This is a genomic window from Affinibrenneria salicis, assembly GCF_008710095.1.
Map to the genome: position 1 here is coordinate 1 of NZ_VYKJ01000017.1, position 14,767 is coordinate 14,767.

Genomic DNA, 14,767 nt, shown 5'->3' on the forward strand with positions numbered 1-14,767 from the left:
GTCTGCCGGCCGGCGCGGTGGCGGGGGATACGCTGAGCGTCACCGACGGCGCCACACAGCAGAATGTGGTGCTGACCGCAGAGCAGATCAGCAACGGCTATGTGGATACGGCGTTTGCGAATCCGGGTGAGGGTCAGACCATTCAGGTCGACGCCACGCTGCACGACCAGTACGGCAACGTATCCGATACCGGCAGCGACAGCGCGCGTATCGACACCCTGAGCGGTGCCGATAACAGCGCGCCGGTGGTGACCATTACCGAAGACGCCAATAACGACGGCGTGATCAGCCAGAGCGAGCTGCAGGGCCAGATTGACGTGCGCGTCGGTCTGCCGGCCGGTGCGGTGGCGGGTGATACGCTGAGCGTTACCGACGGCGCCACACAGCAGAATGTGGTGCTGACGGCAGAGCAGATCAGCAACGGCTATGTGGATACCGCTTTCGCCTCACCGGGTGAGGGCCAGACCATTAAGGTCGACGCCACGCTGCACGACCAGTACGGCAATGTGTCCGATACCGGCAGCGACAGCGCACGGGTTGATACCCTGAGCGGTGCCGATAACAGCGCGCCGGTGGTGACCATTACCGAAGACGCCAATAACGACGGGGTGATCAGCCAGACTGAGCTGCAGGGTCAGATTGACGTACGCGTCGGTCTGCCGGCGGGTGCGGTGGCGGGCGACACGCTGAGCGTTACCGACGGCGCCACACAGCAGAATGTGGTGCTGACCGCGGAGCAAATCAGCAACGGTTATGTGGATACGGCGTTCGCCTCACCGGCCGAAGGTCAGACCATTAAGGTCGACGCCACGCTGCACGACCAGTACGGCAACGTGTCGGATACCGGCAGCGACAGCGCTCTGCTGGATACCACGCCGCCGGATACCACGATTACTACGGTTTCCGGCGCTGAAGATACGCCGCTGACCATCAACTGGAGCGATCTCGGCGTAACGGCCGATACGGCCACTGTGGTGATTAATTCGCTGCCGGATGCAGGCATCGGCGTGTTGCAATATAACGGTCAGGCGGTCGTACAGGGGCAGACCTTTACGGCGGCGGATCTGGTTGACGGTAAGCTGCAGTTTATTCCGCAGGAAAATGTCGCCGGCAGCGAACCGACGCCGGCCATCACCTTCCAGCCGGTGGATGCCGTCGGCAACAGCGGCGGCGTATCGACCCTGAATGTGGATATCGCGCCGGTGGCCGATACGCCGGTGGTCAATGTCGGCGTCACTAACGGCGATACCACCGAATCCGTATCGGAAATCATTAAGGTCAATGGCGGCAGTGAAAGTGTCGGCGGCTTTGACGTGCAGGACGGCAAGATTGTCAAGATTGGCGACGGCGTACGCGTATGGCTGACGGAGGGGGATAGCGTACCGGAATCGTCTAATCCGGCGGAGCAGATTAAATACTATAGCCAGACCAACAATAGCGGTTCGACGGACTATGCGGATATTTTTGTTGTTCATCAGGACAGCGGATATTACTACCGTCAGAGCGATTGGTCTGAGGATCAGAAACAGTTACGGACGCTGGATTCGGTATCGGGCAACAGCCACTCCCAGTCGACTAATTCCGGCAAGGACTACATTTTTGTCCAGCAGGAGGATGGCTATAGTTATTCGGTCAGCAACAGCACGAATAACCGCAACAACAACTTTAATACGCTGGATGGCGTAACGGTTAAATCGACCGACAGCAACGGCAACAGCGTTTCGCTGATTAATCAGGTCAGTAACCAGCTGGAAGGCGTTATCTTTGGCGACGGCACCTCCTATACCGCGGACAGTAAGGCCACGTCGATCGAGACGGTGGCCGGTGCGCCGGGTTATCAGGAACACGTTATCAACGTAGCGGCCAGCCTGACCGATACCGACGGCAGCGAAAGCCTGTCCGGCATCACCCTGTCCGGTCTGCCGGAAGGCACGGAGATTGTTTCCAACGGCCAGGTGGTCCAGACCCTGGGCGCCGGCGATACGTATTACATCGCCAACAGCAGCGACAGTCAGTCGCTGAGCGCGCAGGTTACGGTGCGGGTGCCGGTCGCGGCGGGTAAATTCACCGTGACGGCGCAGGCCGATTCACTCGAACATGCCAACGGATCGCATGCGACGGGAATCGATACTCAGACGGTTGAGCAGTTTAGCGTGATTGTCGGCACCAGCGGCGACGATAACATCCACGGAACGCCGAGCAACGATATCGTGGTTTCTGATGTTACCGGCCTGCAGATGGTGGAAGGGCAAAACTACAATATAGCCTTTATGGTCGATACCTCGGGCAGCCTGTCGAATGCCGATATCGCCAGCACTCAGGCTTCGTTGACCAAAGTGTTCAACTCGCTGATTAGCAGCGCCAACGGGGCGAACTCCGGTACGGTCAACGTGTTCCTGGCGGACTTCGATACCCAGGTAGGCAAGACGGTATCGGTCAATCTGGCCGACTCGGACGCGCTCAGTAAGCTGACGACGGTGCTGAACTCGATGATCGGCGGCCAGAATGGCGGCGGTACCAACTACGAGGACGTATTTAAAACTACGGCCAACTGGTTCCACAGCGATACTGTGACCAGTAACCCGGGCACAAACCTGACCTACTTTATCACCGATGGTCAGCCGACGTTTTACCAGACAAACGAAAGCAATAGCGTGAGCGTCAGCGACTGGGGACAATCGCTGAATATCGATACGCTTAACTATAAGCCGGGTCAGTCATATTCCATGAATGTTCGCGGCGAATGGAAAGAAGTAATTGATAGCGCAGGTAATGTTTATCGCTACTCGTGGTACGGAAAAGAGACTATCGGTAAGGTCAACGCGCAGGGAGACGGCACCTATGAGATTTCGAAACTCGGCGGTATCGGCAACAACAGCTCTTACTGGAACGGCAGAACCTGGGTGGACGGCGCGGCCAACGCCGCGGCCAGTCACAGTAACGCCGGCCAGGCGTTCACCCTGCTGGCGGCGCTGTCGCTGGTCGAATCCATCGGTATCGGTCAGGATCTGAACGCTGCCGATCTGAAAAATTATGATTCGGATGGCGTGGTGCAGAGCCATATCGATCCCAGCGATCTGACCGAAGCTATCCTCGGCAGCAATACCCTGTTGCCGGCGGGCAGCGATCACGTCACGGGCGGCGTGGGCGATGACATTCTGTTCGGCGACTCGGTAACCTTCGATGGCATTAGCAGTAACGGCTATACCGCGCTGCATACCTACGTTGCCGGGCAGATGGGGCTGCAGGAGTCGGACGTTACGGCCCAACAGGTACATCAGTATATCAAGGAAAACAGCGCCGACTTCAGCCACTCGTCCAGCAATGACGGCAATGACACGCTGTATGGCGGCGATGGGGATGATATCCTCTATGGTCAGGGGGGAGACGATACCCTGTACGGCGGCGCAGGCAACGATATCCTGTACGGCGGCAGCGGCAACGACACGCTGTATGGCGATGATGGCAATGACCTGCTGTACGGCGAAGAGGGTGACGATATCCTGCATGGCGGCGCGGGCAACGATACGCTGTACGGCGGCAGCGGCAACGACACCCTGTATGGCGATGAAGGCAACGACACGCTATACGGAGGGGAAGGCGACGATAAGCTGTACGGCGGCGCGGGTAACGACACGCTATACGGCGGCACGGGCAACGATATCCTCAACGGCGGCGATGGAGACGATATCCTGATCGGCGGCCCTGGGGATAATACGCTGACCGGCGGCGCCGGCGCGGATACTTTCAAATGGCAGGCTGGCGACGTTGGTCACGATGTGATCAAAGACTTCAACGCCAGCGAAGGGGATAAGATCGATCTGAGCGATCTGGTGGGCGAACTGGAACACGGCACGGATATCAGTCACTATATTCGAATCGTGGACGACCAGGGCTCGCCGGTGATTGAAGTGAATACCGCCGGGCAGTTTGGTACCCCGAATGCCACGGCGGATGTCACCATTACCCTGGAGCACTACAGCGGGTCGCTGCCGTCGCTGGATAGTTTAATCAGTAAACCCGAACAAAGTACGATCTGACAGACTGACAGATAGCGTGCTGTTAACCGGGAGCCTCATAGTGACTATGAGGCTCTTTTATTTCAGCGGGAAACCAATAAGGATCCGGGCATGTTTTATGTCAAACGCAATAGCGAAGGCCAGCTGGTTCGCGTAGAAGATACGCCGTTTGCCGGCATGGATGAGGCGCTGGAAGTGGCGGCGCCGGAGATAGTCGCCTGGCGTGAGAATCATCAGGCCATTCAGTTCAGCCTGCAGCAACTGCGACAGAGCGATCTGGACATGGTGCGCGTGCTGGAGGATTTGATCCAGGTACTGATTCAGAAGGGATTAATCAGCATTACCGATTTGCCGACGCAGGCGCAGAATAAGCTGATGAGCAGGGCGGAAGCGCGTCAGGCGCTGGGCGGGCTGGAGCGCCTGATCGGCGACGATAACGACGGCATTCTGTAACGGCGTCCCTGCCGCTCGCCGGCTGCGCGGCTGATCGCGTCAGCCGCGCGAATCGTTTAGCAAGGGGCGGGTTCTCCCAACAGACGTCCCATCGCGCCCTGAATCCCCATTTCCTGCAATACCTGTAGTTCGCCCTCGGTTTCGACCCGCTCCGCGATCAGCGGCAGATCGATACTGTTGGTTGCGCGGTAGAGCGCCTCGATAAACATGCGTTTATCCGCCTCGCGATCGATATTGCGAATATAGCCGCCATCGACTTTGATCCACGCCAGACCCCACTGGGATAGGTTGCCGATCATGTTAAACCGTCCGCCGAAGTGCTGCAGCCCAGGCCGGCAGCCATAATCGCTCAACCGTTTAATCAGTGCCTCAAGCAGCGCCGGCTCCGGCAGCTGATTTTCATCCAGCTCAAGAACCAGCCGCTGCGCCAGATGGGGCGACTGTTTCAGGGGCTGCAGAAGATTGTCTATCGTCGCCAGACTCAGCACGCTGCTGCCGGACAGGCTTAACGCCAGCGTGCCGTCGTGATGCTGCAACTGCTTCAGAACCAGTCTCAGCATCACCTGATCCAGACGCTGGCTCCAGCCGAAACGATGAATCCATGGCAGGAAGCGGCCGGCGGCCACGCTGTTGCCGTTTTCATCGACGATGCGCGCCAGCACTTTGTGGTGCAGGATTTGCTGCGGATGCTGACAGTTAACCACCGGCTGGAAAAATAGCTGAAATTGATCGTGCTCCAGCGCCGGATCCAATCGGTTAAACCACAGATGACGATCTTCGGCGATATGCGGCTGTTCACGCCACACCTCACCGCCGGCCTGATGACCGGTCTGCGTTTCCGCCGACGTCAGCGCCCGATCGGCTTCCACCATCAGGGCATGCGGGGTATCGCCGACCCGGAAAGCGACGATGCCGGTACGCACCACCGGGGAAACATCAATTTCGCCCGTGCCGTAGAGCGTTTCCAACTGGCGAGACAGTTCGTTGAGCAACGTTTGCGCCTCGCTATGGACCAGGCCGGGACACAGCATGGCGAATTCGCCGCCGCGAATGCGCGCCAGCATACTGCTGGCGTCGCTGTAGCGCTCTTTGGCTTCGGTCAGCATCTGAGCGATAGTGCGCAGCAGATCGTCGGTGTGCTGACTGCCGAAGCGTTGGTTCAGGCCGGCTAAATCCTGCATACGGATAAGGATAAGATAGCCGGCGGGCGTTTCTTCGTCGCTCAGCCTTGCCTGCAGATGGATATCGAATGCGCGCCGGTTGGCCAGACCGGTGTGGCTGTCCTGATAGGCCTCCTGGCGAAAGCGTTCGCTGCGCTCGGCCTGCTCTTCGAACAGGCTTTTCAGTTTGGTTACCATCAGATTCATTGCCTGCACGACCCGCCGCAGTTCCGGCGTGCGCGGCAGCTCCGGCAGGCTAAGGAATTCCCTGCGCGTGATGGCCAGAGATTGCTCTACCATATAATCCAGCGGGCGCAGTTGACGGCGCAACAGGAAAGCGCCCGCCAGCAGGCCGGCCGCGCTGCAGCCCAGCAGCCAGAGCAGGCTGGCGAGGGTACTGCGCCATAGCCGCGCGATGGCGAACATCGGGTGGCTAATCACCTCGACCCGCGCCGCCTGTTCCCAGCCCCGCATGATCAGGGCTTCACCTGCGCCGGGCTGCAGATTGACCAGGCGTACAAACCATTGCGGCACATCGGCGACGTCCGGCGAGGCGTTGCGTTCCTGCAGGATCCGGCCGCTCTTTTGCTCAATAATGCGGATGCGGTAAAAATAGCCGCTGTCGAAAATAGAGCTGACCATCAGTTCGGTCATCGCCGGATCGTCAATATGCGGCGTCAGCGACAGGCCGAGCGCCGTGGCGGCGTCCTGGGCGTGAGAACGCAGCTGATTGCTGTATTGATCGCGCGAGCTTTCCAGGCTCACTACAAAACTGCCGCTAAAAATAATGACTACAAACAGGCAGATGGCGATCAGTAATTGCTTAAAAAGAGACATGACCTGATCCTATTCGTTTATTGCGAACCCTTCGGCCCGCATTTTTATCAGTACATCCTGCCAGCGAGAGAGACGCTTGCTGTCTCCGACGAGTTTATTGCCCTGCGCGCCGGGCAGCCAGAGTCCCTCGCCATTAAAGGAGTAAACCGGCAGTAAATCCTGGCGCTGGGTGGCGGGCAAAATTTTATCAGTCAGATTATCCAATACGAGCGGAATGGCGTCCGGGGTTGGGTACCAGGTTAATACCATATGCGCCTTATTCAGGCTCAGCGCCTTGACGTAAGTAATGCGCAGCTTTTCTCCCGATACGCCCAGATGGCGCAGGGTGAAGTATTTGGCGATGGCGAAATCCTCGCAGTCGGCCATGCCCTTGCGTAAAGCCTCAATCGGCGTGGCCCAATAATCGGTTTGCCGCCAGATGTCGATATCATCGCGAAACAGTAACCGGTCGTTAAAGAATTGATTAACCGCGGCCAGCTGTTTTTTCTCGTCCGCCGACGCCTGAGTAATAAAAAGTTGTTGCCAGGCGCGAATACGCGCGCGCGCGGCGTCGCTGGCCGGACCATAGAGTTTATCCGTCTGCTGGTCAATCAGCGTAAAGTTCCAGTCGGCGTGCAGCGTTCCTGCCAGTAGCAAGAGCATCAGCGCGCTGAATATCAGCAGCGGCAGGCGGGAATAAGGCGGCAGTTTATGCCAGAAGTATCTCAATTGCGCATCTCAGTTCTCTCATGAAGTTGACCATGAGTGCATGAAATCACCGGGTAATTCCAGCGAGGCAGATAACAAAGAATAACGTATTTTCACTGCGGAACAAAAGATTGCCGCAGAAAAGGGGCGTTTGCAGGCTTCTGCGCGCAGGATAATGAGACAGCGATTAAAATGATATGCTGGTACAGGCATGACATTACCACTGAGGAGTGGCGTTTTGGACGGAAAGCAGAACCCGCGCATTGTTTTTTTTGATCTGGATGGCACTCTGCACCGGCAGGATATGTTCGGCAGTTTTCTGCGTTATCTGCTGCGGCATCTGCCGCTGAACTTTATCCTGGTGGTGCCGCTGCTGCCGGTGATTGGACTGGGGCTGTTGATTCAGGGTCGGGCCGCGCGCTGGCCGATGAGCTGGTTGCTATGGGCGATCACCTGGGGGCGCGGCGAGCGTCGTCTGCGCCTGCTGGAACAGCGTTTTGTCGCGCGTTTTCGCCAGCGCGTCACGCCGTTTCCGCAGGTGCAGCAGCGGCTGGAAAGCTATCTGACCGCCCCGGACACCCAGGTGTGGCTGATCACCGGCTCTCCCCGGCATCTGGTGGAGCAGGTTTATCACGATGCGCCGTTTCTCGGTCGTGTACGGCTGATTGGCAGCCAGATTGAGCGCCGCGGCGGAGGCTGGGTGGTTACGCTGCGCTGTCTGGGGCGCGAAAAGGTGATTCAACTGGAAAAACAGCTGGGCGCGCCGCTGCGGCTCTATAGCGGCTACAGCGACAGCAAGCAGGATAACCCGCTGCTGTTTTTCTGCGAGCATCGCTGGCGCGTGACGGCGCGCGGCGCTCTGCAGCAGCTGGAATAGGCGATTTTGCGCCGCATTGTTCCGTTGCTGGCGGCGGGCGGTGGAAAATCGCGCGTCGCGACGGCTGTCGGCCAGGCCAGCGCCGCTGGCCTGCCGGCTTCCTGCGCCCCGCCAGCGATTGGGTTATAATGCCGCCGACAATAAATCGCGGCAGGGGATGAGGAATAAAGTTGAAGAGCGAATTCGATGACGAGCACTGGATGCGTCGGGCGATGGAACTGGCCCTGCGCGCGCGCGCTGAAGGCGAAGTGCCGGTCGGCGCCCTGCTGGTGCAGGATGATCAGATCATCGGAGAGGGCTGGAACCGGCCGATTGGCCATCACGATCCCACGGCTCACGCCGAGATCATGGCGCTGCGTCAGGGCGGTCAGCATTTACAAAACTACCGGCTGATCGACACCACGCTGTACGTTACGCTCGAACCCTGCATTATGTGCGCCGGCGCGATGGTGCACGGACGCATTACTCGCCTTGTGTACGGTGCGGCCGATGAAAAAACCGGCGCGGCCGGATCGCTGGTGGATATTCTGCGCCACCCGGGGATGAATCATCAGATTGAGATCCGTTCGGGCGTGCTGGCGGCTGAGTGTTCCGCTATGCTGAGCGATTTTTTTCGCTGGCGGCGCGAACAGAAGCGGGCGCAAAGGCAGGCGCAACGCGCCGACGCCGGCGACGCCACAGCCTGAAGCGGCGTGGCGTGGCGCGCTATGGCGCCGTGCAACAGGCCTGCGGCCTGACCGCTGGATATCCTGCCGCCTGCCGTTCCAGCAGGCGTTTTTTCTCCTGTTCGTTCAGGTAACCTTCCAGGCTGACCAGATAACGGCGAATATTTTCCACGTAGCTATAGGCCTGATGGCCGCGTGCATAGCCGTAGGTGGTCTGCGTGTGGTAGCGCCGCTGGCTCAGCATCGGCAGGCGCAGTTTAACGTCGCTCCAGCTGTCCGGATTGCCGTTCTGTTTTTCCGTCAGTTTACGCGCGTCCAGCAGGTGGGCGTGACCCATATTATAAGAGGCCAGCGCAAACCATATCTTCTCGTCATCAGGAATGCTGTCCGGCATTTTGTCCATAATATGCAGCAGATACTGCGCTCCGCCGCGAATGCTTTGCTCTGAATCCAGCCGATCCGTGACGTTCAAACTTTCCGCGGTGTTGCGCGTCAGCATCATCAGGCCGCGCACGCCGGTAGGCGAAGTGGCAAGCGGATTCCAGTGCGACTCCTGATAAGAGATGGCGGCCAGCAGCTTCCAGTCGATATGGGTGGCGTATTTTTCAAACAGCGGGCGCAGCGCAGGCAGCGTCTCATCAATCGCTTTCAGAAAGGTGGTGGTGTCGACATAGTCGAACTCGCCGACGTGGCCGAGGTACTTTTCTTCCAGACGGGCCAGCGTGCCGTCCTCGACGAGGAGGCCGAAGAAGTCCAGCAGCGCCGCCGCCAGGCTATCGTCATGATCGCGCTGCATATACCAGGTGACCGGTTCTTCATCGCTGAGATCGAATGCGACCGCCAGTTCGGGGTGGATTCGCTGCATCAGCCCGATGCTGACCGAATCGCCGAGCGTATAGTCCAGTTTGCCGTCGGCGACCAGACGCAGCAACTCCTGCGAGGTCTGGTCGTCGCTGGTTTCCCAGTTGAGCTGCGGATACTGACTCTCTTTCAGCGCGCGCAGCGTGTCGGCATAGGCGGAGCCGGCGGTGACCACCAGCCGGCCCTGTAGTTTATCCAGCGTGCGCGGGCGCGCTTTGCCAATACGGTAAACCAGCTGCTGCGATACCGAATAATAGCTCGGACCGGCGCGGTAGCGATTCAGACGCTCATCGTTATAGATTAATCCTGAGGCGAGTATATCGGCCTTGTCATCGTCCAGATCATCGAACAGATCGTCAGGATTTTGGCGTGAGGCGACCACCAGCCTCACGCCGAGATAGTCAGCGAATCGTTTAGCCAGTTCGTAATCAAGGCCGGCGGGGTTATTATTGGTGGTGTGATAAGTTAACGGCGAGTTGATGGTGCTGATCCGCAGTTCACCCCGGGACAGTATCTGTCCGATCCGATCGTCCTGACTGCCGCGCCATGGTATGTTAGACCAGAGAGCCAGCGTAAGCAGCAGCGTAATAACCCCGATGAAAAGATAATTTATTGTCAGGCGCTTCAAATAGTTGTCTCTCGGCGGCCAACCTGGCCTTGCTGTCTGTAACGGCAGTTTTCTTATCGAATAATCCCAGAGTCGAGGCATTTTGCTTAACAAAACGCCAGTGTGCAACTTTTATTGCCCCATGCCTGGATTCCCCACTCGCTGGTTAAGATGTGAAACAATAGCAACGCAAACGGTTTCGTCGCGGGGCGGGATTCTCTATAATGACGCGCGTTTCCCCCCTGTTGCGCCCAATGACGCACTTCTGTCAGTGCATCGAAGACGAGAGAACTTTAGATTATGGAAATACTGCGTGGTTCACCTGCCTTATCGGCTTTTCGTATTAACAAGTTGCTATCCCGCTGCAGAGAGAATCAGCTGCCGGTCAGCGATATCTATGCCGAATACGTGCATTTTGCCGATATCAGCGCTCCCCTGAACGACGATGAGCGCGCCAGACTGACGCAGTTGCTGAAGTATGGCCCCTCTCTCGCCGGGCATCAGCCACAGGGGCGGCTGTTGCTGGTTACTCCCCGCCCGGGCACCATTTCACCCTGGTCTTCCAAAGCTACCGACATCGCGCATAATTGCGGACTAACTCAGGTGCTGCGTCTGGAGCGCGGCATGGCTTTTTATATTCACGCGCCGGAACTGAGCGATGCGCAGTGGCAGCAACTGGCCGCGTTGTTGCACGACCGCATGATGGAGTGCGTATTCAGCGAATTACAGCAGGCAGAACGTCTGTTCTCCCGCCAGCAGCCAGCGCCGTTTCAGCGCATCGAGGTGCTGCAGGAAGGCCGTCCGGCGCTGGAGCAGGCCAACGTTCGTCTCGGGCTGGCGCTGGCGTCCGATGAAATTGACTATCTGCAGGACGCTTTTACTCGTCTGGGGCGCAACCCGACGGATATCGAACTGTATATGTTCGCTCAGGCTAACTCCGAGCACTGCCGCCATAAGATCTTTAACGCCGACTGGGTGATCGACGGCAACGAGCAGCCCAAATCGTTGTTCAAAATGATCAAGAACACCTGGGAGCACACGCCGGACTACGTGTTGTCCGCCTATAAGGACAACGCGGCGGTGATGGAAGGCGCCGAAGTAGGGCGTTTCTTCGCCGACGCCGACGGGCGCTATGACTATCATCAGGAAGCGGCGCATATTCTGATGAAGGTGGAAACCCATAACCACCCGACGGCGATCTCGCCCTGGCCGGGCGCGGCAACCGGCTCCGGCGGTGAAATTCGCGATGAAGGCGCCACCGGGCGCGGCTCTAAGCCTAAGGCCGGGCTGGTCGGTTTTTCCGTTTCCAACCTGCGCATTCCGGGGTTTGAACAACCGTGGGAAGAAGATTTCGGCAAGCCGGATCGGATCGTCAGCGCGCTGGAAGTCATGCTGGACGGCCCGCTGGGCGGCGCGGCGTTCAATAATGAATTCGGCCGGCCGGCGCTGACCGGTTATTTCCGGACCTATGAAGAGCGGGTCAATAGCCATAATGGTCAAGAACTGCGCGGCTATCATAAACCGATTATGCTGGCCGGCGGGGTCGGCAACATCCGCGCCGATCACGTACAGAAGGGGGAGATCAGCATCGGCGCGAAGCTGATCGTGCTGGGCGGCCCGGCGATGAACATCGGCCTGGGCGGCGGCGCGGCCTCCTCCATGGCCTCCGGCCAGTCCGATGCCGATCTGGATTTCGCCTCGGTTCAGCGCGACAACCCGGAAATGGAACGTCGCTGCCAGGAAGTGATCGACCGCTGCTGGCAGATGGGCGAAGAAAACCCGATTCTGTTCATTCACGATGTGGGCGCGGGCGGTCTGTCCAACGCGATGCCGGAACTGGTCAGCGACGGCGGACGCGGCGGGCGTTTCGAACTGCGCGATATCCTCAACGATGAGCCGGGCATGAGTCCGCTGGAAGTGTGGTGCAACGAATCGCAGGAACGCTATGTGCTGGCGGTCGCGCCCGAGCAGCTGTCGGTGTTCGATGCCATTTGCCGGCGCGAGCGTGCGCCTTATGCGGTGATTGGCGAAGCGACCGAAGAGCAGCATATCATCCTGAACGATCGCCATTTTGATAATCAACCCATCGATCTGCCGCTCGACATATTGCTGGGCAAAACGCCGAAAATGCTGCGCGATGTGGCCACCCTGCAGGCTGAAGGGGCGATACTGAAGCGCGACGATATCTACCTGGCCGATGCCGTTGAACGCGTGCTGCATCTGCCGGTGGTGGCGGAGAAAACCTTCCTGATCACCATCGGCGATCGCACCGTGACCGGCATGGTCGCGCGCGACCAAATGGTGGGGCCGTGGCAGGTGCCGGTGGCGGATTGCGCAGTAACCGCCGCCAGTCTGGACAGCTACTACGGCGAGGCGATGTCGATCGGCGAGCGGGCGCCGGTGGCGCTGTTGAATTTCGCCGCGTCGGCGCGTCTGGCCGTTGGCGAAGCGTTGACCAATATCGCCGCGACGCATATCGGCAGCCTGAAACGGGTGAAACTGTCCGCCAACTGGATGGCCGCGGCCGGACATCCGGGCGAAGACGCCGGGCTGTATGAAGCGGTGAAAGCGGTGGGCGAAGAGTTGTGCCCGGCGCTGGGCCTGACGATTCCGGTCGGCAAGGATTCCATGTCGATGAAAACCCGCTGGCAGGACGACGAGGGCCAGCAGCGGGAAATGACCTCTCCGCTCTCGTTGGTGATCTCCGCCTTTGCCCGGGTGGAGGATGTGCGCCGCACCGTCACGCCGCAACTGCAGTCGGATCGCGATAACGCGCTGTTGCTGATCGACCTCGGAGCCGGCCATCAGGCGTTGGGCGCCACGGCGCTGGCTCAGGTTTATCGTCAACTGGGGCGCAAAACCGCCGATGTGCGCAACGTTGAGCAATTGGGCGGCTTCTTTAACGCCATACAGGCGCTGGTCGCCGACGAGGCCCTGCTGGCTTACCACGACCGCTCCGACGGCGGCCTGCTGGTTACGCTGGCCGAAATGGCCTTCGCCGGCCACTGCGGCATCCGCGCCGATATCGCGACGCTGGGCAACGATCCGCTGGCGGCGCTGTTCAATGAAGAATTGGGCGCGGTCATTCAGGTGGCCGCTGAGCGTCAGGCCGAGGTTGAACAGGTGCTGGCCGACCACGGTCTGGCCGATTGCGTACATTATTTGGGGCGCGCCGGGCAGGATAATCGTTTTGTGATTACCCATGGCGATCAAAGCGTGTATCAGGAAAGTCGCACCACGCTGCGCACCTGGTGGGCGGAAACGACCTGGCAAATGCAGCGTCTGCGCGATAATCCGCAGTGCGCCGATCAGGAACACCTGGCGAAGCAGGATGACAATGATCCGGGGCTGAACGTGACGCTGACCTTTGCGCCGCAGGAAGATATCGCCGCGCCGTACATCAGTACGCAAACGCGGCCGAAAGTGGCCGTGCTGCGCGAACAGGGGGTCAACTCGCATGTGGAAATGGCCGCGGCGTTCCACCGGGCCGGTTTTGACGCCGTGGATGTGCATATGAGCGACATGCTGGCCGGCGCCTCGCTGACGGACTTTCAGGTGCTGGTCGCCTGCGGCGGCTTCTCCTACGGCGATGTACTGGGCGCCGGCGAAGGCTGGGCAAAATCGATCCTGTTTAATCCGCAGGTGCGCGACGAGTTCTCCGCCTTCTTCCATCGTCCGCAGACGCTGGCGCTGGGGGTGTGTAACGGTTGCCAGATGATGTCCAACCTGCGTTCGCTGATCCCGGGCGCCGAAGACTGGCCGCGCTTTGTGCGCAACCTGTCCGAGCGCTTCGAGGCGCGCTTCAGTCTGGTCGAAGTCGCCAAAAGCCCGTCGCTGTTGCTGCAGGATATGGCCGGTTCGCGTATGCCTATCGCCGTCTCGCACGGCGAAGGGCGCGTAGAGCTGCGTGATGACGCGCAGCTGACGGCGCTGGAACAGCAGGGGCTGGTGGCGCTGCGCTATGTCAACCACCACGGTCAGGCGACGGAAACTTATCCGGCCAACCCGAACGGTTCGCCGAACGGCATCACCGCCGTGACCAGCACCAGCGGGCGGGCGACGATAATGATGCCGCACCCGGAGCGTGTGTTCCGCACCGTCAGCAACTCCTGGCATCCGCAGGAGTGGGGCGAAGACAGCCCGTGGATGCGTATCTTCCGCAACGCCCGTAAGCAACTGGGTTAACCGCCAGCGTGTTTATCCGCCATCTGACGCCTCTCTGACAAGGGGGCGTGAGGTCGCTGATAGCGTAAGCGTGGCGTTGATAACGGACAGATCGTACCGACTCGGCAAGTCCCTCCCTGTATGCTCGTCCGCGCCGCTTCTGGCGCGGACGATTTCCTTTTGCGTTCCATTATCCCGGCCTGACTCTCCGTCATCGCACAGTCAGGAGTCCGGCGTCTCCCTTATGAGAGGACGTCATTTGTTTCTATACCCTGACCCATTTCGCTGGCGGGACGCGTCGGATGGCGATGTAAACCGCCCGCTATCGGGCTGTCGCAAAAACACGACAAGATGAATTTAATCTGTCTCCATTTGGTGACATTTAACTCATTGATTAATAAATGTGTAATTTATTCCTGACTAAGGTGTCGGTTTTT

General features: G+C 59.1%; 7 protein-coding genes and 1 pseudogene. 5 read left to right on the forward strand and 3 right to left on the reverse strand.

Going from position 1 to position 14,767, the window contains the following annotated elements; genetic code table 11:
- Window positions 1-2,120 precede the first annotated feature (2,120 nt).
- Window positions 2,121-4,040, forward strand: a pseudogene (locus tag FJU30_RS27745) (type I secretion C-terminal target domain-containing protein); the annotation flags it as partial.
- A 90-nt stretch (window positions 4,041-4,130) separates the two neighbouring features.
- Window positions 4,131-4,472, forward strand: a complete 342-nt coding sequence (locus tag FJU30_RS23430; protein WP_150437381.1) for a tryptophan synthase subunit beta — start codon at window positions 4,131-4,133, stop codon at window positions 4,470-4,472.
- A gap of 56 nt (window positions 4,473-4,528) precedes the next feature.
- Here FJU30_RS23430 and lapD read toward each other — a convergent pair whose 3' ends face one another.
- Together lapD and lapG are read right to left on the reverse strand one after the other, a co-directional pair.
- Entirely contained in the window at window positions 4,529-6,469 is a 1,941-nt protein-coding gene (lapD, locus tag FJU30_RS23435) for a cyclic di-GMP receptor LapD (RefSeq protein ID WP_150437382.1), read from the reverse strand.
- A gap of 9 nt (window positions 6,470-6,478) precedes the next feature.
- Window positions 6,479-7,111 carry a cysteine protease LapG gene (lapG, locus tag FJU30_RS23440; protein ID WP_150437446.1) on the reverse strand — a complete coding sequence of 211 codons (633 nt, stop codon included), beginning with the start codon at window positions 7,109-7,111 and terminating at the stop codon, window positions 6,479-6,481.
- Between the two features lie 256 nt (window positions 7,112-7,367).
- Here lapG and yfhb point away from each other — a divergent pair, with 256 nt between their 5' ends.
- Both yfhb and tadA read left to right on the forward strand, forming a co-directional pair.
- Window positions 7,368-8,033 (forward strand): phosphatidylglycerophosphatase C, encoded by a 666-nt coding sequence (gene yfhb, locus FJU30_RS23445; protein ID WP_150437383.1) that lies wholly within the window; start codon window positions 7,368-7,370, stop codon window positions 8,031-8,033.
- Window positions 8,034-8,203: 170 nt separating this feature from the next.
- Window positions 8,204-8,719: a tRNA adenosine(34) deaminase TadA gene (gene tadA / locus FJU30_RS23450; RefSeq protein WP_150437384.1), complete on the forward strand. Its 516-nt coding sequence runs from the start codon at window positions 8,204-8,206 to the stop codon at window positions 8,717-8,719.
- A gap of 19 nt (window positions 8,720-8,738) precedes the next feature.
- Here the strand turns inward: tadA and mltF are convergent, their stop codons facing one another.
- Window positions 8,739-10,187: a membrane-bound lytic murein transglycosylase MltF gene (gene mltF, locus FJU30_RS23455; RefSeq protein WP_223881682.1), complete on the reverse strand. Its 1,449-nt coding sequence runs from the start codon at window positions 10,185-10,187 to the stop codon at window positions 8,739-8,741.
- Between the two features lie 279 nt (window positions 10,188-10,466).
- On the opposite strand from mltF, the gene purL reads away from it, so the two are divergent.
- Window positions 10,467-14,351: a phosphoribosylformylglycinamidine synthase gene (purL, locus tag FJU30_RS23460; RefSeq protein WP_150437386.1), complete on the forward strand. Its 3,885-nt coding sequence runs from the start codon at window positions 10,467-10,469 to the stop codon at window positions 14,349-14,351.
- Window positions 14,352-14,767 lie beyond the last annotated feature (416 nt).

Coding starts and splice junctions, on each gene's coding strand:
- lapD (WP_150437382.1), bottom strand. CDS start 6,469: ATGTCTCTTTTTAAGCAATTACTGATCGCCATCTGCCTGTTTGTAGTC.
- purL (WP_150437386.1), top strand. CDS start 10,467: ATGGAAATACTGCGTGGTTCACCTGCCTTATCGGCTTTTCGTATTAAC.
- yfhb (WP_150437383.1), top strand. CDS start 7,368: ATGACATTACCACTGAGGAGTGGCGTTTTGGACGGAAAGCAGAACCCG.
- lapG (WP_150437446.1), bottom strand. CDS start 7,111: ATGCTCTTGCTACTGGCAGGAACGCTGCACGCCGACTGGAACTTTACG.
- FJU30_RS23430 (WP_150437381.1), top strand. CDS start 4,131: ATGTTTTATGTCAAACGCAATAGCGAAGGCCAGCTGGTTCGCGTAGAA.